Raw genomic sequence first — 20,902 nt, 5'->3', positions numbered from 1 at the left:
GGGACCTCTTCCTGGCGCCGGACCGCACCGGACACCGTCCGTAGTCTGACCTAGTCGCGCGCCCCGACGCTCGGCCGCACCACGCCGACCCGGTCCGCCAGGAGCCGGGCGGTCACCACGGACGCCACGGACTCGGCCGCCAGGAGCCCGACGAGCACGAGCAGCTGCACCTGGGCCGCCTCCGCCGGCGAGGCACCGCCCAGCAGCAGCCCGACGAACGCACCGGGGAGCACCACGAGCCCGGCGCTGCGGGTCTGGTCCAGCGCCGGCACGAGCGCGCGCGCGACCGCCCGCCGCGCCTGCGGCACCACCGCCTGCCGCGGCGTGGCACCGATCGCGAGCCACCCCTCGACGGCGTCCCACCCGGCCGCGACGTCGTCCCGCAGCCGGATGCCGGTCAGCGACGTCGCGGTCATGGACCCGCCGATGATCTGCGCCGCGAAGGGCACCACGGTCTCCGCCCGCAGCGGCAGCGCGCCGCTCGCCAGGACCGGACCGGTCGCCGAGACGGCCCCGGCGGCGATGGCCAGCAGGGCGACGGGCAGGACGCCAACGCCCAGGCCGATCCGGCCGGTCGACGTCCACGCCGCGGCCGTGAGCATGACCGCGAGGTACAGGACCACGCCCCCGGGGTGCAGGAACACCCACGCGATGACGAGCGCGACGAGCGTCAGCTGCACCGCCGCGCGGGCGACCGCGACGATCGCGTCCCGCCGGACGTGCACGCGCGCGACGGTGAGCACCACGAGGGCGACCGCCACCAGGACGACGAGCGCGAGGGCGACCCGCGCGAGGGGTGCCGCCGTCATCGTGGGTCTGCGGGAGTGCTGGCGTGCATCGCTGCACCGTACGGCCTCCGGGCCCGTCCGTACGCCGACTCAGGGAATCTTCAGCGTCGCTCCCGGAGGCTGCGGGCATGACACTGAACCCGAGCGCCCGGCGCGCACTCAACAAGGTCCCCGAGATCACCCTCTGGTTCTGGGTGATCAAGGTCCTGGCCACCACCGTCGGCGAGACCGTCGCCGACTACCTGACCGGGACGATCGGCATGACGCTCACCGGGGCGTCGATCGCGGTCGGCCTCGTCCTCGTCGTCACCCTGGTGGCCCAGTTCCGCGCCGCCGCGTACGTCGCCCCGCTGTACTGGCTCGCCGTCGTCCTCATCAGCGTCGTCGGCACCCTGATCACCGACAACCTCGTCGACGTGGCCGGCGTCCCGCTGTGGGTGACGACCGTCGTGTTCGCGGTCGCGCTCGGCGCGACGTTCGCGATCTGGTACCGCGTCGAGGGCACGCTCTCCATCCACTCGATCACGAGCACCCGCCGCGAGGTCTTCTACTGGCTCGCGATCCTGTTCACCTTCGCGCTCGGCACCGCCGCCGGTGACCTGCTCGCCGAGGGCCTCGCGCTGGGGTACCTCGCCTCCGCGCTCCTGTTCGCCGGCGCGATCGCCGTCGTCACGATCGCCCACTACCGGTTCCACCTCGGCGCCGTCCTGTCGTTCTGGATCGCCTACGTCCTCACCCGGCCGCTGGGCGCCTCGATCGGCGACCTGCTCTCGCAGAGCACCGCCGACGGCGGCCTCGGCCTGGGCACCACGACCACCAGCGTCCTGTTCCTCGCCGCGATCGCCGCCACGGTCGTGTTCCTCACGATCACGCGACGCGACGTCGAGCCCGCGCAGCTCGACGTGCCCGACGACCTGGACGAGCTGGACGCGTACGCGAGCGACCCGACCCGATGAGCGTTCTCGCGGCAGCCACCGACCCGAGCACCCTGACCGGCGTCGCCGGGTGGGCCGTGCACCTCATGGACACCCTCGGGGTGGTGGGTGCCGCGATCGCCATCGCGCTCGAGAACGTCTTCCCGCCGCTGCCCAGCGAGATCATCCTGCCGCTCGCGGGATTCACGGCCAGCCAGGGCTCGTTCAGCCTGGTGGCGGCGATCGCCTGGACCACGGTGGGCTCGGTGGTCGGCGCGGCCGTGCTGTACCTCGTCGGCGCGCTCATCGGGCGCGAGCGGACACGGGCCCTGGTGGCCCGGATCCCCCTGGTGAGCCTCGACGACGTCGACCGGTCGGAGGCGTTCTTCGCCCGGCACGCCCGCACGGCCGTGTTCGTCGGTCGCATGGTGCCGGTGTTCCGCAGCCTGATCTCGATCCCCGCGGGGGTCGAGCGCATGCCGGTCGGCACGTTCCTGCTGCTCACGGCGGCGGGCAGCGCGGTGTGGAACACGATCTTCGTCTGCGCGGGCTACCTGCTCGGCGAGAGCTGGGGGGCGGTCGACCAGTACGCCGGCATCTTCCAGTGGCTCGTCATCGCGGTGGTGGCGGCCATGGCCGTGTGGTTCGTGGTGTCCCGGCTGCGCGCGCGCTCCCGGGCGACCGCCGGGGTCTGAGACAGCCGGCCTCCGGTGGGCGGGCTCGAACGCCTGGACGGCCCCGGCGGCCGCGGGTCGGTCGCCGCCCCGTCGCGGGCGGCCGGCTGGTCCGTCGCCGCGACCGCGGCGGTCCTCGCGCTCGCGGTCCGCTGGAGCATGGTGGGCGGCCGGGTCGGGCTGTACGGCTACCAGGGGTACGACGACGGCGTGTACTTCGCCTCCGCGGTGGCGTTCGTGCACGGCCAGATGCCGTACCGGGACTTCCTCCTGCTCCATCCCCCGGGCATCATGCTGGCGCTCGCGCCCTTCGCGGCCCTGGCCCGCCGGACCGGCGACGCCACCGCCCTGGCGGCCGCCCGGGCCGCGTTCATCGGGCTCGGCGCCCTCAGCACCGTGCTGGTGACGCGCATCGCCCGCCGGTGGGGGACGGCGCCGATGGTCGCCGCCGCGCTCCTGTACGCACTGTCGCCCGCGGCCGCGTACGCCGACCGGATCACGCTGCTCGAGCCGCTCGGCACGGTCACCCTGCTCGGCGCGGTCGTGCTCCTGGTCCGGGCGTCCGACACCGGGGCCCCGGGCTGGTGCACCTGGGTCGGCGGCGCGGTGCTCGGGCTCGGACCCGCCGTGAAGATCTGGAACGTCGTGCCCGTGCTGGTCGTCGTCGCCTGGCAGGCGCACGTCCGTGGCGTGCGGACCGCGCTCGTCGTCGGGTCGGCCGCGGCGGCCTCGACCACCCTCGTCCTGCTGCCTTTCGCGGTCACGGCGCCCGCGCGGATGCTCCGGCTCGTCGTGCTCGACCAGCTCGGGCGCGCGCGGACGCCGGCGTCCACCGCGACCCGGCTCACGGGCATCGCCGGCCTCGACGTGACCTCGGCGCCGACCACCGGTCCCGGCGGGGCGGCCCTGCTGGTCCTCGTCTGCGGCCTCGTCGTCGCCTGCGCGGCCGTGGCCTGGCACGGACGCCGCGGTCGCCTGTGGGTCGTGCTGCTGGCCGGGGAGGTCGCGGTGCTCCTGCTCTCGCCGTCCTACTTCGCGCACTACGCCGCGTTCTCGGCGGCTGCGCTGGCGCTGGTGGTCGCGGCGGCCGTCCCGGTCGTGCCCGCTCCGGCCCGCGTCGCGACCGCCGCCGCGCTCTGCCTCGCCCTCGGGGCCCTCGCCGTCGCGGTCCAGGCCCCCGCTCCCGTGCCCTTCCCGGCCGCCGAGATCCGCCGGCACCTGCCGGCGACCGGGTGCATCCGGTCGGACTCCCCGGGGGCGTTGGCGCTGCTCGGTGTCCTGTCGCGCGACGTGGCCCGGGGCTGCCCGGTCCCGGTCGACCTGTCGGGACAAACGTACGACGTCGGCAGCCGGGACCGGCACGGCAAGGCGGTGCCCCGGATCCTCAACCAGCGCTGGCAGCGCGACGTCACGCAGTACCTCACCTCCGGCGCGGCGACCGTCCTCGCGCGCGGCGTCGGCGACGGGTTCGACGCCGGCACGACCCGCGCGCTTGGCCGGCTGACGACCGTGGTGGACCGCCACGGGATCCGGCTGCTGCTCCCCCGCCCGGATCGCTCGCCCTAGGCCGGTCCTCCGGGCGGGGCTACGGTCGCTCGATGGGGTTCGACGTCGCCGCCGACGCGTACGGGCGGTTCATGGGCCGCTACTCCGAGCCGCTCGCGGAGCGGTTCGCCGCGGCTCTCGGCGTGTCGCCGGGCGCTCGCGCGCTCGACGTCGGCTGCGGGCCCGGCGCCCTGACCGCGCAGCTGGTGGCGCGCCTGGGCGCGGACGCGGTCGCGGCCGTCGACCCCTCCGAGTCGTTCGTCGCGGCCGCGCGTGCGCGGTTCCCCGGCCTGCGCGTCGACGCCGCCGGCGCGGAGTCGCTGCCGTTCGACGACGACGCCTTCGACCTGACCGTGGCGCAGCTCGCCGTCCCGTTCATGAGCGACCCGGTGGCCGGGCTAGCGGAGATGGCGCGGGTGACCCGGCCCGGCGGCGGCGTCGCCGCGAGCGCGTGGGACCACGCCGGCGCCGGCGGCCCGCTCCGCACGTTCTGGCGTGCCGTGCGCGACATCGACCCGGCAGCACCGGACGAGTCGACCCTGCCGGGTGTGCGCGAAGGCCACCTGGCGGAGCTGTTCCGCGGGGCCGGCCTCGAGGACGTCACCGCGTGGAGCGAGAGGGTCAGCGCCCACTACGGCGCCTTCGACGAGTGGTGGCAGACCTACACGCTCGGGGTCGGCCCGGCGGGCGAGCACGTCGCCGGGCTCGACGACGCCGGGCGGGACGCGCTCCGCGCCCGGTGCGCCGAGCTGCTGCCGTCCGCGCCGTTCGACGTGACCGCCGTCGCGTGGTGCGTGCGGAGCCGGGTTCAGGCCGGGTCGGTCGACGCCGAGCGCCGGGCGCGGTAGGCCGCGACGTGGGCGCGGTTCGCGCACCCGTTGACGTCGCAGAACCGGCGCGACCGGTTGCGCGACAGGTCGACCAGGACGGCGTCGCAGTCGTCGGCCTCGCAGTGTTGGAGCCGGTCGTACTCGTCCGTGCGCACCACGTCGACCATCGCCATGGCCGTCTCGACCAGGATCACGGTGGCCAGCGGGGTGTCCGGGCCGGTGGCGTGCAGGTGCCAGTCGAGGTCGTCGTGCCGCACCAGGTGCAGCACCGCGCCCCCGCGGTCGAGCATCTCGTTGAGCAGCGGCACGGCCGTGTCCCGGTCGACGTCCCAGAGCGCGGCGACCCGCGCCCGCGCGGCGCGGACCCCGGCCAGCTCGTCGGCGTCCTCGTCGTGCCGCACGGTGTAGCCCCAGCGCCGGTAGAACTCGGACAGGTCCTCGACCGTGGCCAGCGCGTCGCGCCCGTCCCGTCGGCGCGCCGTGTTCACCAGGTCGACGGCCGCCCCGAGGTTCATCTCGGTGTCAGGTGCGAAAACCACTTTGACTCCTGTCGATTCACTCGGCTACTGTCATGAGCGTACTCGCACTTGACTCATGACAGCCCTGACCGCGACAGGAGCGGCGATGTCCACGCCCGCCAGCCAGGACCGCGCCGTCGGCATCGTCGCCGGGCTCGTCGCCGCGGCCGCGTTCGCCACCAGCGGCCCCGTGGTCAAGCCGCTGCTCGTCGCCGGCTGGTCCCCCGGCTCCGCGATCCTCGTCCGGCTGTCGGTGGCCGCGCTGCTGCTGGCGGGGCCGGCGGCGTGGGCCCTGCGCGGCCGCTGGGACGTGCTGCTCGCCGAGTGGCGCACGGTCCTCGGCTTCGGGGTGCTCGGGGTGGCCACCGCGTCGACCATGTACTACCTCGCGGTCGACCGGCTGCCCGTCGCGGTCGCCCTGCTGGTCGAGTACACCGGGCCGCTGCTGCTGGTCGCGTGGCGGTGGGCCCGCGAGCGGCGGGCGCCGGCGCGCGCCACGCTGGTGGGTGCCGCGCTCGCCACCGGCGGACTCGTGCTGGTCCTCGACCTCACCGGGTCGCTCGAGCTCGACCCCGTCGGGCTGGTGTTCGCGCTGGTCTCCGCGGTGGGCAACGCCGCCTACTTCGCGTTCACGGGCCGCCGCACCGACCTGCCTGCCATCAGCCTCGCGGGCGCCGGCATGGTCGTCGGCGCGCTGACCGTGGCCCTGGTCGCCGTGCTCGGGGTGCTGCCGCTGGCTGCCCCCGACGTGCGCGTCGGGCTGCTCGGCGCGCAGGTGCACTGGATCGTGCCGCTGCTCGTCGTCGCCACAGTGCCGACCGCCTTCGCCTACGGCGTGAGCGCACTGTCCGTGCGGCTGCTCGGGGAGCGCCTGGCCTCGTTCCTCGCCCTGTCGGAGGTGCTGGTCGCCGTGCTGCTCGCGTGGGCGCTGGTGGGCGAGGCGCCGCTGCCCCTGCAGATCGCCGGCATGGTGCTGGTCGTCGCGGGGATCGCGCTGGTCCGGCGCGGGACGGACGTGCCCGAGGTGGTCGCCGTCGTGCCGACCCCGGCCGTGGTCGACGCGCGGACCTGAGCCGCGACACGTCCGCGGCCGGGTCCTAGCCTGGCCGGATGGGTGCGATCGACTGGCTGCTCGAGGGCGACCCCGCCATCCGCTGGCAGGTGCTGCGCGACCTCACGGACGGCTCGCCCGGCGCGGTCGCGGCGGAGCGGGCGCGCGTCGAGCACGAGGGCTGGGGCGCCCGCCTGCTCGCGCTCGAGGACCCGGACGGGCTGTGGGCGGGCGGCGCGTGCTTCCCGGCCGGGTACACCGGCGACGAGCCCGGGCAGCCGTGGACCGCGACCATGCACACCCTGCAGACCCTCCAGCTGCTCGGGCTCGACCCGGAGTCCTCCGCGGCCCGCCGCGCCATCGCCGGCATCGCCGAGCACGGGCGCTGGGAGCACGCCGGGCAGCGGTACTTCGACGGCGAGGTCGAGCCCTGCATCAACGGCCGGACCATCGAGGCGGGCGCGTACTTCGGCGTGGACGTCGCCCCGCTGGTCGACCGGGTGCTGGGCGAGCGCCTGGCCGACGGCGGGTGGAACTGCGAGGTCGAGAACGGGTCGGTGCGGTCGTCGTTCGACACGACGATCGACGTGCTCGACGGCCTGCTCGCGTTCGAGCGCGCGACGGGCGGGTCGGCCGCGCTGCGGGAGGCGCGCCGCGGCGGCGAGGAGTACCTGCTCGAGCGCCACCTGTTCCGTCGCCTCAGCACCGGCGAGGTGGCCGAGCCCCGGTACCTCGAGCTCGCCTTCCCCTACTACTGGCAGTACGACGTGCTGCGCGGCCTGGACTACTTGCGGGGCGCCGGCGCGGAGCCCGACCCGCGCATGGCCGAGGCCGTCGAGCACGTGCGGTCCCGGCGGCAGCCGGACGGTCGCTGGCTGCTCGACCGGGTCCCCACGGGTCGCGTGCACTTCGATCTGGAAGAGGGCGTGGGCAGGCCGAGCCGGTGGAACACGCTGCGCGCGCTCCGGGTGCTCGCGTGGTGGGACGCGTCGTCAGCGCACGACTGAGGGCTCGCGCGGCAGCAGCGCGAACACCGTGGTGAAGGCGTCCCACCCCGTGCCGACCTCCACCGGCCCCTGCCACTGCACGGCTCCCGTCGCGTACCCGTCGTGGCGGAACCACCGCAGCGTCCCGTCGGGCATCACCGCGTAGATGACGCCCGCGCCGCTGCTGAACACGCGGGTGACGTCCGCCCAGCCCCAGCCCACGTCGACCGGGCCGGACCACGCGCCCGGCGACTCGAGCCCGCGCCCGTCGCCGACGCCGTCGTGCCGGTACCAGCGCAGCGTCCCGTCGGGCATGACCGCGTAGATCACCCCGCCGCCGGTCGAGAACACGTGGAGCGCCGAGTCCCAGCCCACGCCGACGTCGCGCGGCCCCGACCACGCGCCCGGCGTCTCGAGGCCGTCGCCGGTGGCCACGCCGTGGTGCCGGTACCAGCGCAGCGTGCCGTCCGGCATGATCGCGTAGATCACCCCGTCGCCCCCCGAGAACACCCGGGCGACGTCGCCCCACCCGTGGCCGACCTCGCGCGGGCCGGCCCAGCTGTCGGGGCTCGCGAGCCCGGCGCCGGTGTTGAATCCCTTGTGCTCGTACCACCAGAGCCGGCCCTCGGGATCGATCGCGTAGACGACGTCACCACCACCGGGGAACACGTGCGGCGCCTGCCCCCACCCGACGCCGACCGTCGCCGGCCCCCGCCACGTGGCGACCCCGCCGCCGGTCTGGGCACCGTCGTGGCGGTACCAGAGCAGGTCGCCGTCGGGCTCGATGCCGTACACGAACGCGGGGACCACCGTCAGGCCGGTCGGGAAGTGCATCTGCTCCCGCAGGCACTCCTGGTACAGGGCGCTCACCCGACCCACGACGTTGACACCGGCCGCGCCCTGCCCGGAGTTGGCCAGCACGACGAGCTCCATGTCCTCCGGCAGGAAGAGCGCCATCGACTGCTGCGTGCGTGCGCCGTCGACCCACCAGCCGGTCTTCTCGTGCACGGTGCCGCCGCGCGTCGGGATGGGCGCATCCACCCCGAACCTCCGGTCCAGCATGGCCTGTGCCGCGTCGGGCGCCATGATCGTGCCGCCGCGGCGCAGGGTGCCCATGATCCGGAGCAGCTCGTCGACCGAGAGCACCCAGCCGACGCCGCCGCTCCACGCCCGCAGGTCGCCGCTGGCGAAGCCGGGGACCATGCGGGGGAACGGGTAGCCGAGCGCGTGGTCGTCGGCGTACGTCATGCCCACCCCGGACACCCCGGCCGGGGCGAGCACCTTGGTCTCGACGTAGCGCACGTAGGCGTCGATCGTCGCGGAGTCCCACAGCACGTCGTTCAGGCCGAACGGCACCGACAGCGACGGGTCCACGTCACCGTTGACCGTGGCCACGAGGATGCGGCACAGGCCAAAGTTCAGGTTCTGGTAGAGGTAGAACGCGTCGCCGACGCCCACCGACCCGTCGGCGACGCGCTGCTTCATCAGCGGGAGGTCCGACGCCGACACGGCCGTGGTGCCCAGCCCCGAGGTGTGCCGCATGAGGTGCGCGAAGGTCACCTGGCCGAGGTTCGGGCCCCGGCTCCAGTAGGCCGGCAGGAACCCCGCGACGGGGGTGTCGGGCGAGATGCCGTGCTCGGCGAGCACGCGCGTCATCGCGATCGCCGTGACGAGCTTGCTGCAGCTCGCGACGTGCATCCGCGACCGCGTCGACCACGGGACGGCCGGCACCCCCGCGGTCGAGTCGCCCGCCATCCGGGCGTCCTGGAACGAGCCGGAGAAGACGGTCTGCCCGCCGCGCCGCAGCTCGTAGGAGCAGCCGGCGACCGAGGCGGAGAGCTCGGTGCGCAGCGCCGCCTCGAAGGCCTGGACGTCGAGAAGGTAGGTGGTGGGCAGGGGCACGCGGACCGGCGCCTCGAGCGTCACCCCGGTCAGTCCGCGGTCGGCCACCTCGCCGACGACGTGCGGGCTGAGCTCATGCCGCGAGATCCGGTCGACGTCGAGCGTCAGCTCACCGAGGCCGTCGATCCCGGAGCTGACGAGCGTCCGCAGCTGCGTCACCTGCGCGTGGTCCAGCGTCTGTGCCATGGCCGACTCCTCTGGCGCGCCCGGCGACGGGGCGTCCGAGCCGGCACACCGGACGGGGCACGCTCAGGTGCGGTGCGCGGGAGGGCTCGACGACCTCCCGCTCATGCTCCGCCGGTCGGTCGCCGCGGTCCAGGCCATTCGGGCACCCCGGCCGGCGCAGGGCCGGCGCGGGGTGCCTCGAGGTGTCAGCGACGGCGTCCGGTGCCGGCGACGATCGCCACGCCGATGGCGGCGAGCACGACCTGGAAGATCAGCTCGATCCAGTCGATGCCGTTGGTGTCCTGCACACCGACCAGGCTGGCGAGCCACGTGCCCAGCAGCGCGGCGACGATGCCGACGATGATGGTGACCAGGATCGAGATGTTCTGCCTGCCGCGGACCACGAGGCGGCCGAGGACTCCGATGATCGCGCCGATGACGATGGCGGAGATGATGCCTCCGGGTGTCATGACAGTCTCCTTGCGTAGGGCGGACGAGAACGGCGTCAGCGAATCTAGGGGCGATCTGTCCGGTCCGCGCGCTGGACAGAACCCTGGTGGAGGGCGGGGCGACCCTGACAAGGTGACGGCATGGGACCACCGGACGGCATCGCCGGCGTCTTCGACCGCGCCGCGGACACCTACGACGACGTGGGGGTGCCGTGGTTCGGTCCGATCGCCCGCGGGCTGGTGGACGAGCTGGCCGTCGCACCCGGCGAGCGCGTGCTCGACGTCGGGTGCGGACGCGGGGCGGCCCTGGCCCCGCTGGCGCGGGCGACCGGACCGGCCGGCTACGCCCTCGGCATCGACCTCGCCCCGCGGATGGTGGACCTCGCGGCACGGGACCTGGCGGACCTCCCGCAGGTCGAGGTGCGGGTCGGCGACGCCCAGGTGCCGGAGCTGCCGCCGGCGACGTTCGACGTCGTCGCGTCGTGCCTCGTGCTCTTCTTCCTGCCGGACCCCGCGGACGCGCTGCGCGCCTGGACCAGGCTGCTGGTGCCGGGAGGGCGGATGGGCGTGACCACGTTCGGTCCGCAGGACGACCGCTGGCGCGCGATCGACGCGCTCTTCGACCCCTACCTCCCGCCGGCCATGCTCGACGCCCGCACGAGCGGTCGACGGGGCCCGTTCGCCTCCGACGACGGCATGACCGCGCTGTTCGACGCCGCCGGGCTCGGGTCCGTCCGCACCGCCCACCGCACCGTGGAGGCGGTGTTCCGCGACGCCGAGCACTACCTGGAGTTCTCCTGGTCGCACGGGCAGCGGGCTATGTGGGAGGCCGTGCCCGTGGACGCCCGGGACGCGGTGCGCGCCGACGTCGTCGCCGCGGTCACGGCCCTGCGCGACGGCTCGGGAGCCCTCCGGTTCGAGCAGGACGTCCGGCACACCCTGGGCACGGCGGGCTGAGCCGGTTTGCGCCTGCGGCGAACCGCGGGCATATCGGCGCCGCCCGGGCCGCTGTACCGGGCATGTCCGAGGAGCCCCTGGACGCGTACTCGCGCACCGTCGTCGCCGTCGCGGAGGCGGTGCTGCCCAGCGTCGCCAGCCTGACCGTCCGCACCTCGCGCGGCACGGGTGCGGGCAGCGCGAGCGTCATCACCACCGACGGCTACCTGCTCACCAGCGCGCACGTGGTGGCGGGGGCGACGATCGCCGAGGCCGCGTTCAGCAACGGCAGCACGCTGCAGGCGGACGTCGTCGGGCGCGACCCGCTGTCCGACCTCGCGGTGCTGCTGGCCCGGGGCGACGTGCCCGCGCCGGTCGAGCTGGGCGACGCCGCCGGGCTGCGGGTGGGCCAGCTGGTCATCGCGCTGGGCAACCCGCTCGGGCTGGCCGGGAGCGTCACGGCCGGCATCGTGTCGGCGCTCGGCCGGTCGCTGCCCACCGCCTCGGGCCGCGTGGTCGACGAGGTCGTGCAGACCGACGCCGCGCTCAACCCCGGCAACAGCGGCGGGGTGCTGGCCGACAGCGCCGGCCGGATGGTCGGCGTGAACACCGCGCTGGCGGGCATCGGCGTGGGGCTCGCGGTGCCGATCAACGCCACCACGCGGGAGATCATCACGGCCCTGATGACCACGGGCCGGGTGCGCCGGGCGTGGCTGGGCATCATCGGCTCGCAGGTGCCCCTGCCGCCGCAGCTCGCCGAGCGGATCGGCTCCCCCACCGGCCTGCAGATCGTCGGCGTCTCCCCCGGCAGCCCGGCCGCCCAGGCGGACCTGCACCGCGGCGACATCGTCGTCGAGCTGGACGGCAGCCGCGTGGTGAGCTCGACCGCCGTGCAGAAGCTCATGGTCGAGGACGCCATCGACCGCCGGATCGAGCTCACCGTCTGGCGCAACGGCGCCCTGGTGGACGTGCTGGTGTTCCCCCGCGAGCTCTCGCTGCCCTGAGGTGTCACGTCCGCCGCTCCTGCGCGGTCGAACGGGGGTGACCAGCGCACCGCTGCGTCGCACGGCACCCACCGGAGGTTCGCTCATGAAGATCGTCGTCGTCGGAGGCACGGGGCTCATCGGCTCGAAGCTGGTCGCGCTGCTCGCCGCGCAGGGCCACGAGGCGGTCGCCGCGTCGCCGGGCACCGGCGTGAACACCCTCACGGGCGACGGGCTGGCCGAGGTGCTGGTCGGCGCCGAGGTGGTCGTCGACGTCTCGAACTCGCCGTCGTTCGAGGCCGCCGCCGTGCTGGAGTTCTTCGAGACCTCGACGCTCAACCTCCTCGCGGCCGAGAGCGTCGCCGGCGTCGGCCACCACGTCGCCCTCTCGGTCGTGGGCACGCAGCGCCTGCCCGAGAGCGGGTACTTCCGCGCGAAGATCGCGCAGGAGCAGCTCATCGAGGCCTCCTCGATCCCGTACTCGCTCGTCCACGCCACCCAGTTCTTCGAGTTCCTCGGCGGCATCCTCGACGCGGCGACGCAGGACGGCACGGTGCGCCTGGCGCACGTGCTCATCCAGCCGATGGCCGCCGACGACGTCGCCGCCGCCCTGCGGGACGTCGTGCTCGGGGCACCCCGCCAGGGCCGCGTCGACGTGGCGGGGCCCGAGCAGTTCCGGCTCGACGACCTCGGGCGCCACGTGCTCGCCGCGCGCGGGGACGCGCGCACGGTGGTGACGGACCCGGCCGCGCCGTACTTCGGAGCGGTCCTGGCGGAGGACTCGCTCGTCCCCACCGGCGAGGCCGTGCTGGCCACCGAGCGCCTCGACGACTGGCTCGCGCGGTGACGTCCGGTCCTATCGTGTGACGGTGGCCAGCGACGACACCGACCTCACCGGCACGACCGACAACCCGGACGCGCCCGCCGCAGGGTGGAACACCAACGTCCCGGACACGGACGTCGACGCGTTCGAGGACGTGCGCCCCCGGCTGTTCGGCATCGCGTACCGGATGCTGGGCAGCGTCGCGGAGGCCGAGGACGTGGTGCAGGACGCCTGGCTGCGCTGGCAGGGCACGGACCGCAGCGTGGTGCGCAACCCGGCCGCGTTCCTCACGACGACCACGACCCGGCTGGCCATCAACGCGGCCACCTCCGCGCACGCCCGCCGGGAGACGTACGTCGGGCCCTGGCTGCCGGAGCCCGTGGACACCGCGGCGGACCCCGCGCTGGGGGCCGAGCGGACGGAGGCGCTCGGGCTCGCGGTGCTGCTCCTGCTGGAGAAGCTGACGCCGGCCGAGCGGGCCAGCTACGTGCTGCGCGAGGCGTTCGACTACTCCCACCGCGAGATCGCCGACGTGCTCGACATCTCCGAGGTGAACGCGCGGCAGGTCGCACGGCGGGCACGCGAGCGCCTCGACTCCGAGCGGTCCGCGCCCGTCTCCCCGGCCGAGCAGCGCCGGCTCCTCGAGTCGTTCGTCGCGGCCGCCCAGGCCGGGGACCTCGACGGGCTCGAGCGCCTGCTCGCCCGGGACGTCGTGGTCCGGCCCGACGGGGGCGGGGAGGTGCACGCCTCGCGCGTCGAGCTGCACGGGTCCGCACGCACGGTGACGTTCCTCGACAACATCCTGCGCAAGTACTGGCAGGACTCGACGCTGCGGGTCGTCGACGCCAACGGCGGCGCCGCGCTGCTGGTCACGTCGGCCGACGGCGAGCCGCAGGCGCTCGTCGCCCTCGACGCCTCGGACGAGGGCATCGACCACCTCTTCATCCAGGTCAGCCCGAGCAAGCTGCGGCAGTTCGCCCCGGTGGCGTGAGATGTCACGTCCGGGGCACCCACGCGGTCGAGAGGGTGTGAACGAGACGAAGAAGGACATCGTGGTCGTCGGCGGTGGCTATGCGGGCTTCTACGCCGCCTGGAACCTGGAGAAGACGCTGCGGCCCGACGAGGCGCGGATCACCGTGATCGACCCCCGCCCGTACATGACGTACCAGCCGTTCCTGCCCGAGGTCATGGCCGGCTCCGTCGAGGCCCGGCACGCCGCGGTGTCGCTGCGCCGCCACCTGCGCCGGACGCGGATCGTGGCGGGCAGCGTGACGAGGGTGGAGCACGCACGCAAGACCGTGGTGGTGCGGCCTCCGGACGGCGACGACGTGGAGCTGGGGTACGACGTCGTCGTGATCACCGCCGGCGCCGTCACCCGGACGTTCCCCGTGCCGGGGATCGCGGAGCAGGCCATCGGCATGAAGCACGTCGAGGAGGCCGTCGCCATCCGCGACACGCTCCTCACGGCGTTCGACCGGGCCGCCCTGCTGCCGCCGGGGCCCGAACGTCGCCGGCTGCTCACCGTGACGTTCGTGGGCGGCGGGTTCTCGGGGGTCGAGGGGTTCGGCGAGCTGTTGTCGCTGGCCACGTCGCTGCTGCGCGCCTACCCGGAGCTGACGGCGCAGGACGTGAGCTTCCACCTGGTCGAGGCGGCCGGCCGGATCCTGCCCGAGGTGACCGACGGTCCCGGGCGGTGGGTCGTCCGGGCCTTCGAGGCTCGCGGCGCGCACGTGCACCTGAACACGCAGGTGCTCTCGGCCGTGGGCGGGCACGTGGTGCTCTCCACCGGGGTCGAGTTCGACTCCGAGCTCATCGTCTGGGCGGCGGGCAACGCGGCCAACCCCGTGGTGGCCCGGCACACCGACCTGCCCGTCGACGAGCGCGGCCTCGTGCGGGTGCGGGCCGACCTGCGGGTGGGCACCGAGGACGCCCCCGTCGCGGACGCCTGGGCGGCGGGTGACGACGCCGCGGTGCCCGACCTCGCCACCGACGCGCCCGGCCGCCGGACCGTGCCCAACGCGCAGCACGCCGTGCGGCAGGGCAGGCACCTGGCGGCCAACATCGCCGCCGTCCTGCGCGGCCAGGAGCCCCGGGACTACCGGCACGCGAGCCTCGGCGTCGTCGCGACCCTCGGCCTGGGGCAGGGCGTGTTCCAGTACCGGCGGATCGTCGTCACCGGCTTCCCGGCCTGGGTCATGCACCGCGGGTACCACGTGCTCGCGGTGCCCACCTGGGAGCGCAAGGTCCGGGTGGCGGCGGTCTGGGTCTCGGCCGTCCTCTTCGGCCGGGACATCGTGTCGCTGGCCAGCGTCCAGCGACCGCGCGAGGCCTTCGTGACCGGCGGCGCGCCCCGGCCCCGGTAGCCCGGGAGGTATCTCCGCCCGGCCGGGCCACCCCTGACCTTCATGGACGTCGCCGTGGAGTACGTCGGGCTCCTGGCCTCGGTCGGCTCCCTGACCCTGTGGTGGCCGCAGGCCGTCCGCCTCTGGCGGCAGCGGCACGACGCGGTCGCGCTCGTCGGCCTCTCGATCACGACGCAGGTGGTCCTGCTGGCCACGGAGACCCTCTGGGCCGCGTACGCGCTGCTCACCGCGTCGTACTGGGTCGGCGTCCCCGCCATGGTGAACATCCCGCTGTCGGTCCTCGCCATCCGGCTCCTGCGCCGCGCGCGCCGTGCCAGGTCGTCAGCCCCGCCGATGCACCGGCACGCCGCGACGGCACGCCGCTGAGAGGCGCCCGGAGCGCGGCCACCCTGCCAGGATGGGTCGGTGACCCCACCGGCGACGGTCCTGACGGCCAGGCGATGGCGCAGCCGCCGGTCCGCCGCGGTCGCCGGCATCCTGTTCGCGGCGCTGCTCATCGCCGCCCTGGTCATGCTCCGCGTCGCGATCTCCGGCGAGACGGTCGAGTCGGTCGACCTCGACCCGACCCGGCGGGCGCTGGTCCGCGTCAGCCTCAACCTCGTGCCGTTCGCCGGCATCGCGTTCCTGTGGTTCATCGGCGTCGTCCGGGACCAGCTCGGCGAGGTCGAGGACCGGCTGTTCTCCACGGTGTTCCTCGGCAGCGGCCTGCTCTTCCTGGCCATGCTCTTCCTGGGCGCGGTCACCGCGAGCACCCTGGTCGAGATGGCGCCGGGCGGTCACCTGGACACCGGGATCTGGGTGTACGGGAGCGGCAGCACCGAGACGCTCGTGTCCGTCTACGCCATGCGGATGGCCGCGGTGTTCACGCTGTCGGTCAGCACGGTCGCGCTCCGGACGGCGACCGTGCCTCGGTGGATCGCGATCTCGGGCTACGCCGTCGCGCTCGTGCTGCTGGTCGTCGCCGGGACGTACAAGTGGGCCCAGCTCGTGTTCCCCGTGTGGGTGCTGGTGCTCAGCATCGCGATCCTGGCGACCCCGCCGGCCCGGCGGCCCGACCGGCCGGAGGCCTGAGCGCGCGGCCGTCCTACGACGCCGCGCCCGCCTCGCGCGCGGCGGTCTCGAGCCGCTCGCGGTAGGCAGGCCAGTCGACCTCGGGGATGTTGGGGTCGTCGGGGCGGCTGCCGACCGCTCCGTCGATGAGCTCGCGGACGATGTCCGCGTGGCCCGCGTGCCGCGCGGTCTCGACGCACATGTGCACCATGATCTGGCGCAGCGTCACGTGCCGCTTCGCCTCGCCCCACCACGGCACCTCGCCGGGGGCGTCGAGCGGCAGGGCGGCGATCGTGGCGTCGCTGAGCGCGGCCGAGTACCGGTGCAGCTCGACGATCTCCTCGCGCGTCTGGTCGGCCGGCGCCCACATGTCCGCGTTGACCTCGGCGTCGTCGGCGAACCACGGCAGCTCGCGGTCGGCCGGCCGGCCGAACACCTCGCCCAGGTAGCCCATCTCGACGCTGGCCACGTGCTTGACCAGCCCCAGCAGGTTGGTGCCCGTGGAGGTCATCGGTCGACGGACGTCGTACTCCCCCAGCCCGTCGAGCTTGCTCAGCAGGCTGTCGCGCTGGGCCCGCAGGTAGCCGTGCAGCATCTCTTTCTCGTCCATGCCCGCCACTATGCCGTGCGCGCCCAGTACTTTCCCTGGGTGACCTCGACCGAGACCGTCCGCTACGGCGCGCTGCCCGACCAGGTGGCCGACGTGACCCTCCCGGCGACGACCGGGCCCGCCCCGCTCGTGGTCCTCCTGCACGGCGGGTTCTGGCGCGTCGCCTACGACCGCGCGCACGTGCAGGTGGTCGCCGACGCGCTGGACCGCGAGGGCTACGCCGTCGCGAACGTCGAGTACCGCCGCGTCGGCGGCGGCGGGGGCTGGCCGACGACGTTCGAGGACGTCGCGCGCGCGATCGACACGCTCGAGGAGGTCCTGGCCGGTCGCGTCGACCTCGGCTCCGTCGCCTACCTCGGCCACTCCGCCGGCGGCCACCTCGCCCTGTGGGCGGCGCTGCGCGACCGGCTCCCCGCCGGCGCACCGGGTCGCGCGGACCGGCCGCCGCGCGTGCGCGGCGTCGTGGCGCTGGCGCCCGTCGCGGACCTCGTCGCGGTCGACCGCCTCGGGCTGAGCCGCGGCGCGGTCGCGGAGCTCCTCGGCGGCGGTCCGTCCGAGGTGCCCGAGCGCTTCGCCGCGACCGATCCGGCCGCCCTGGGCGCCCCCGCCGCGAGGACCCTGGTCGTGCACGGCCGGCTCGACGACACCGTGCCCGTGTCCGTCTCGCGCGGCTACCGCGACCGCACCGGCGTCGAGCTGGTCGAGGTGCCCGGCACCGGCCACTTCGAGCTGATCGACCCCGCCTCGGCCGCGTGGCCGGTGGTCGTCGGCGCGATCCGGTCGTCCCTGCACCAGGGACCCGGCGCGAGCGCCGGGTCCCTGGGTCTCACCTGATCACCGGGTGACTAGCGGGTGACCTTGATCGCGACCGGCGCGATCGACGTCGTCCGCAGGAGGGGCGAGGTGAGCTGGGCGGCCAGCGTCCAGGTCCCCTTGCTCACGCCCGTCGCGGTGTACCCGAAGGTCACCGACCCGCCGGGCGTCGGAGGCGCCGTCGTGACGACGAACTGACCGTCGGCGACCGGCGTGATGTTCGCACCGCTGGTCCCGTCCCGGTTCTCCGCACCGGCCCCGAGCGGCGACGTGATCGGGCTGAGCGCGCCGTACGCGTACGACACACCCTCCGTGTCGCCGGTCTGGATCCAGATCTGGAACGAGTTCGGCGCGTTGGTGCCGTACTCGGGGACCGAGTTGTAGTCGACCACCAGCCACGTGGAGACCCCGTCGGACAGGGTGCCCACCCGGAGCGCGGCGGTACGACCGGCGGCCGGCGTGAGGTCGAGGTCCGTCCAGTACGGCGCCAGGACGTTGTTCGGCCGCGCCGGGTCCGGGAACGTCTGCACGTTGCAGCAGCTGTTGTCCTCGGACGAGCCGCCGCCCACGATCACGTAGCCGTTGGAGTCGACCCCGATGCGGGTGTAGGTCTCGGAGCCGTACTTGAAGGCCGGGACCGTGAAGTTGGTGATCGTCTCGTCACCTGCGCCGGCCACCGGGGCGATCCCGAAGAGCGACAGAGGCAGGTAGCCGCCGCCGGGCGTCTCCCCCGGCACGATCGAGGTGATCGTCGGGGCGAGGGCCGGGCTGAGCGTGCCGTTCCACACGGCGCCGAGCGTCGTCTTGCGCGCCGGTGCCGTGACGGACCTGATGGGCAGGCCCGACAGCGACGGGACGACGATCTTGGCCTGCGCCTCCACCGGCAGGGTGTTGGTCGCGGTGACCGTGCAGCTGGTCTGGGCCCCGATGCGGATCGCGGTCGGGTCACAGGTCTGCGCGAGGGTGATCGCGGCGTCGCCCGTGTTGACCACGACGGGCAGGACCGCGGCGTTGCCCCGGGTGGGCTTCACGGTGATCTGTCCCGAGTGCCAGCCGGCCGTCGTCGCCGTGCCGTCGACCAGGACGGTCAGCTTCTGCTTGTCGTTCTGCCGCAGCGTGAACGTCGACGGGGAGACCACGATCTTGAGGCCGTCGGCGCCGGTCGCCGTGACCCGGTACGTCTGGGTGGCTCCCGAGACGTTCTTGGCCACGCGCGTCGTGGTGACCGCGCCCGGGAGCGGGTTGACCGCGATGCTCGGCAGGTTGAGGTCGACACGGTGCAGGGCGTCCGTGACGACCCCCGTGATCGCCTTCGTGCTGTAGCCGAACGTCAGGCTGGGCGCGACCGCGCGGTCGGCCCGGATGGAGCCGGCGCCGCGGTCGAAGACCCCGGCGGGGCTGCCGTCGACGTTGACCACCGACTGCAGCGACGACGTCATGAGCGCCGACTTGACCTGCGCGGGCGTCCAGCCGGGGTGGGCGGCACGCACGAGCAGCGAGACACCGGCCGCGTGCGGGCTGGACATCGACGTGCCGGCGATCGCCTGGAACAGCTGTCCGGGCGGGCCGGACGCGATGTCGACCGGCGTCGGGGTGTTCCCGGCCAGCACCTGCACGCCGGGGGCCGTGATGTCGGGCTTGAGGAAGTCACCCAGCGGGCCGCGCGAGCTGAACCCGGCCATGACGTCGCCCTGGCTGGCGACCACCTGGCCCGTGGCCCACGTGGCCGTGATGCCCGGGTGCCCCGCGAGGAACGCGAGCAGGTCGGTGTTCGGGCCCTCGAGGTGGATGGCCGGCAGGAAGTGGTTGTCGGTCTCCGTGTCGCTCGCCGTCGGGTTGAACAGGATCATCCCCGCGGCGCCGCCCTGGAACGCGTTGAAGCCCTTCTCGACGCGCCCGTTGGTGCCGCGCTGGCACACCACGACCTGCCCGGTGAGCGAGCCCGCCGCGAACGGGGTGAGGCACAAGGCCCCACCGGTGTAGCCCGGCACCGACGCGGCCAGCACGACCGGCACGCCGGTGACGCCCGTGGTGATGGTCGAGCCCGCCTTGCTGTAGGTCGCGCCGTCCGACGAGGTCAGCGTGAGCGTCGAGGAGAACGCGCGGTCAGACGTGGACGCGCCGACCGTGGTGACCCACGGGCCGGCGTGGTTGGCCGTGCCGGCCCCGGGGCCGTCGTTGCCGGCGGAGGCGTTCACGCTGATGCCGGCCGCGGTGGCGTCGAGGAACGCGAGCTCGACGGGGTCGGTGTACGCCGACTCCCCGCCGCTGATCGAGAAGTTGATGACGTCGACGCCGTCGATGATCGCCTGCTGGATCGCCGCGACCGAGTCGGACGAGTAGCAGCCCGCGCCGGCCGAGCACACCTTGTAGGCGATGACCGACGCTCCGGGCGCGATGCCGCTGACGGGCCCGCGGTCGGTGCCGAGCATGGGCGCGCTGGCCACGTAGCTGCCCGCCGCCGTCGTCGCCGTGTGCGTGCCGTGACCCTCGGCGTCACGCGCCGAGCAGCGGGCGGCCGAGACGCAGTACTCGCCCGCGCCGACGCCGCCCACCGAGAGGTTGGTCGCCAGGAACGTGTACGCGCCGATGAGCTTGTTGTTGCAGGTGAACGCCGCGCCGAGGTCCGCGCCGCCGTCGCCGAACTGGCAGGCCCACGGGCCACCGGCGGGCTTGGGCAGCCCGACGTCCGCCAGCATCGGGTGCTCCGGCCAGATGCCGGTGTCGATGACGCCCACGATCTGGCCCTGGCCCGCGTGGTCGCGGCCACCGAGCGACGGCCAGACCTTCTCGGCGCCGATGAAGCCCGAGGTGCCGTTCTGGGGGGCCGCGGCCGTGAGGACGGACGGCGCGCCGGCCGCCACCGGCGAGGAGGTCACGTCGGTCTGGACGTGCTCGACGGAGTCGACCTGGACGGCAGCCACGGCCGGGATGGCCAGCAGGTCCTTGGCGCTGCTCTCGGGCAGCGTGACGGCCAGGCCGCCGTACGCCACGTTGAAGGTGCCGGTCACGCGGGCGGACGGCACCGCGGCGCGGATCGCCTTGGCGGCCGCGGCGGCGCGGCCGTCGAGGTGCTTGAGGTAGGTCGACACCGCGGGGTCGCTCGTGCGCAGCGTGGTGCCGGTGACCTCGGGGCTCGTCGCGGCGAACCCGTCGACGCCGCCCTCGTAGGCGGCGGCGGCGTCGTAGTCGAGCTTGACCATGATCGTCGTGGGCGTGGAGTCCGTGCTCGCGAGCAGTGCGGGGTCGCTCTCGGCGAGCTTCGCGCTGGGCGCCTTGGCCGTCTCGATGACGTCGCTGTCGGGGGTCAGGGCGGTCGCGGTCAGGCTGTCCGGGTCGGGCGGTGGAGCGGCGAAGGTCGGGGTCACGGCCGCTGCGGTCACCAGGACCGTGGTGGCACAGATGGTCAGGACTCGAAGTCGCCCGCGACGGCCCATCGGAGATCTCCTCGCTGTGGGTTACCGATGCGTACGTTGTGCGCACCTGCGGCGCAAACTACCGC

At 74.4% G+C, this 20,902-nt stretch carries 20 protein-coding genes; 14 read left to right on the top strand and 6 right to left on the bottom strand.

From position 1 onward, the window contains the following. Positions 1–50 precede the first annotated feature (50 nt). Positions 51–809, bottom strand: coding sequence for an ABC transporter permease (locus tag AB5970_RS12530; RefSeq protein WP_370504277.1), 759 nt, complete (start codon positions 807–809; stop codon positions 51–53). A gap of 107 nt (positions 810–916) precedes the next feature. Between AB5970_RS12530 and AB5970_RS12525 the strand changes: the two genes are divergently transcribed. The 4 genes from AB5970_RS12525 to AB5970_RS12510 are packed head-to-tail and all read left to right on the top strand — an operon-like array spanning position 917 to position 4,769. Then, positions 917–1,744 (top strand): COG4705 family protein, encoded by an 828-nt coding sequence (locus AB5970_RS12525; protein ID WP_370504276.1) that lies wholly within the window; start codon positions 917–919, stop codon positions 1,742–1,744. After that, positions 1,741–2,397: a DedA family protein gene (locus AB5970_RS12520; protein ID WP_370504275.1), complete on the top strand. Its 657-nt coding sequence runs from the start codon at positions 1,741–1,743 to the stop codon at positions 2,395–2,397. The genes AB5970_RS12525 and AB5970_RS12520 overlap by 4 nt, the downstream gene beginning before the upstream one ends. A 15-nt stretch (positions 2,398–2,412) precedes the next feature. Further along, positions 2,413–3,942: a hypothetical protein gene (locus tag AB5970_RS12515; protein WP_370504274.1), complete on the top strand. Its 1,530-nt coding sequence runs from the start codon at positions 2,413–2,415 to the stop codon at positions 3,940–3,942. Positions 3,943–3,974: 32 nt separating this feature from the next. Then, on the top strand, positions 3,975–4,769 hold the full coding sequence (locus tag AB5970_RS12510; RefSeq protein ID WP_370504273.1) for a class I SAM-dependent methyltransferase: 795 nt from the start codon (positions 3,975–3,977) through the stop codon (positions 4,767–4,769). Here AB5970_RS12510 and AB5970_RS12505 read toward each other — a convergent pair. Next, complete coding sequence (locus AB5970_RS12505) at positions 4,730–5,290, bottom strand: CGNR zinc finger domain-containing protein (protein WP_370504272.1); 561 nt, start codon at positions 5,288–5,290, stop codon at positions 4,730–4,732. The two genes, AB5970_RS12510 and AB5970_RS12505, sit on opposite strands and share 40 nt — an antisense overlap. An 85-nt stretch (positions 5,291–5,375) precedes the next feature. Here AB5970_RS12505 and AB5970_RS12500 point away from each other — a divergent pair, with 85 nt between their 5' ends. Both AB5970_RS12500 and AB5970_RS12495 read left to right on the top strand, forming a co-directional pair. Then, positions 5,376–6,341, top strand: coding sequence for an EamA family transporter (locus AB5970_RS12500; protein ID WP_370504271.1), 966 nt, complete (start codon positions 5,376–5,378; stop codon positions 6,339–6,341). A gap of 38 nt (positions 6,342–6,379) precedes the next feature. Further along, positions 6,380–7,327 carry a hypothetical protein gene (locus AB5970_RS12495; protein WP_370504270.1) on the top strand — a complete coding sequence of 316 codons (948 nt, stop codon included), beginning with the start codon at positions 6,380–6,382 and terminating at the stop codon, positions 7,325–7,327. On the opposite strand, the gene AB5970_RS12490 is transcribed toward AB5970_RS12495, so the two are convergent. Both AB5970_RS12490 and AB5970_RS12485 read right to left on the bottom strand, forming a co-directional pair. Then, on the bottom strand, positions 7,313–9,394 hold the full coding sequence (locus tag AB5970_RS12490) for a tachylectin-related carbohydrate-binding protein (RefSeq protein WP_370504269.1): 2,082 nt from the start codon (positions 9,392–9,394) through the stop codon (positions 7,313–7,315). The genes AB5970_RS12495 and AB5970_RS12490 overlap by 15 nt on opposite strands. A 185-nt stretch (positions 9,395–9,579) precedes the next feature. After that, the gene (locus AB5970_RS12485; protein WP_370504268.1) at positions 9,580–9,843 is read right to left on the bottom strand and encodes a GlsB/YeaQ/YmgE family stress response membrane protein; all 264 of its coding nucleotides are present in this window, start codon (positions 9,841–9,843) and stop codon (positions 9,580–9,582) included. A gap of 120 nt (positions 9,844–9,963) precedes the next feature. Here AB5970_RS12485 and AB5970_RS12480 point away from each other — a divergent pair, with 120 nt between their 5' ends. From AB5970_RS12480 to AB5970_RS12450, 7 genes are all read left to right on the top strand, one after another. Beyond that, the gene (locus AB5970_RS12480; RefSeq protein ID WP_370504267.1) at positions 9,964–10,779 is read left to right on the top strand and encodes a class I SAM-dependent methyltransferase; all 816 of its coding nucleotides are present in this window, start codon (positions 9,964–9,966) and stop codon (positions 10,777–10,779) included. A gap of 62 nt (positions 10,780–10,841) precedes the next feature. Then, on the top strand, positions 10,842–11,762 hold the full coding sequence (locus tag AB5970_RS12475) for a S1C family serine protease (protein ID WP_370504266.1): 921 nt from the start codon (positions 10,842–10,844) through the stop codon (positions 11,760–11,762). Between the two features lie 85 nt (positions 11,763–11,847). Beyond that, on the top strand, positions 11,848–12,588 hold the full coding sequence (locus tag AB5970_RS12470) for an SDR family oxidoreductase (RefSeq protein ID WP_370504265.1): 741 nt from the start codon (positions 11,848–11,850) through the stop codon (positions 12,586–12,588). A 22-nt stretch (positions 12,589–12,610) separates the two neighbouring features. After that, a complete protein-coding gene (locus AB5970_RS12465) occupies positions 12,611–13,555 on the top strand; it encodes an RNA polymerase sigma-70 factor (protein ID WP_370504264.1) in 945 nt (314 codons plus the stop codon). A 37-nt stretch (positions 13,556–13,592) separates the two neighbouring features. Further along, positions 13,593–14,927: an NAD(P)/FAD-dependent oxidoreductase gene (locus AB5970_RS12460; protein ID WP_370504263.1), complete on the top strand. Its 1,335-nt coding sequence runs from the start codon at positions 13,593–13,595 to the stop codon at positions 14,925–14,927. Between the two features lie 42 nt (positions 14,928–14,969). Continuing rightward, a complete protein-coding gene (locus AB5970_RS12455; RefSeq protein ID WP_370504262.1) occupies positions 14,970–15,293 on the top strand; it encodes a hypothetical protein in 324 nt (107 codons plus the stop codon). Positions 15,294–15,332: 39 nt separating this feature from the next. Beyond that, positions 15,333–15,998, top strand: a complete 666-nt coding sequence (locus AB5970_RS12450; RefSeq protein WP_370504261.1) for a hypothetical protein — start codon at positions 15,333–15,335, stop codon at positions 15,996–15,998. A gap of 13 nt (positions 15,999–16,011) precedes the next feature. Here AB5970_RS12450 and AB5970_RS12445 read toward each other — a convergent pair whose 3' ends face one another. Further along, entirely contained in the window at positions 16,012–16,587 is a 576-nt protein-coding gene (locus tag AB5970_RS12445; RefSeq protein ID WP_370504260.1) for a DinB family protein, read from the bottom strand. Positions 16,588–16,626: 39 nt separating this feature from the next. On the opposite strand from AB5970_RS12445, the gene AB5970_RS12440 reads away from it, so the two are divergent. Continuing rightward, a complete protein-coding gene (locus AB5970_RS12440; protein WP_370504259.1) occupies positions 16,627–17,421 on the top strand; it encodes an alpha/beta hydrolase family protein in 795 nt (264 codons plus the stop codon). Positions 17,422–17,432: 11 nt separating this feature from the next. Here the strand turns inward: AB5970_RS12440 and AB5970_RS12435 are convergent, their stop codons facing one another. Further along, a complete protein-coding gene (locus tag AB5970_RS12435; protein ID WP_370504258.1) occupies positions 17,433–20,837 on the bottom strand; it encodes a S8 family serine peptidase in 3,405 nt (1,134 codons plus the stop codon). Positions 20,838–20,902: the final 65 nt, after the last annotated feature.

The sequence above is a fragment of the Cellulomonas sp. ICMP 17802 genome, assembly GCF_041295535.1.
GTDB lineage: Bacteria > Actinomycetota > Actinomycetes > Actinomycetales > Cellulomonadaceae > Cellulomonas.
Note: the sequence above shows the minus strand (reverse complement) of the source record. Positions and strands in the feature narration are given on the sequence as shown.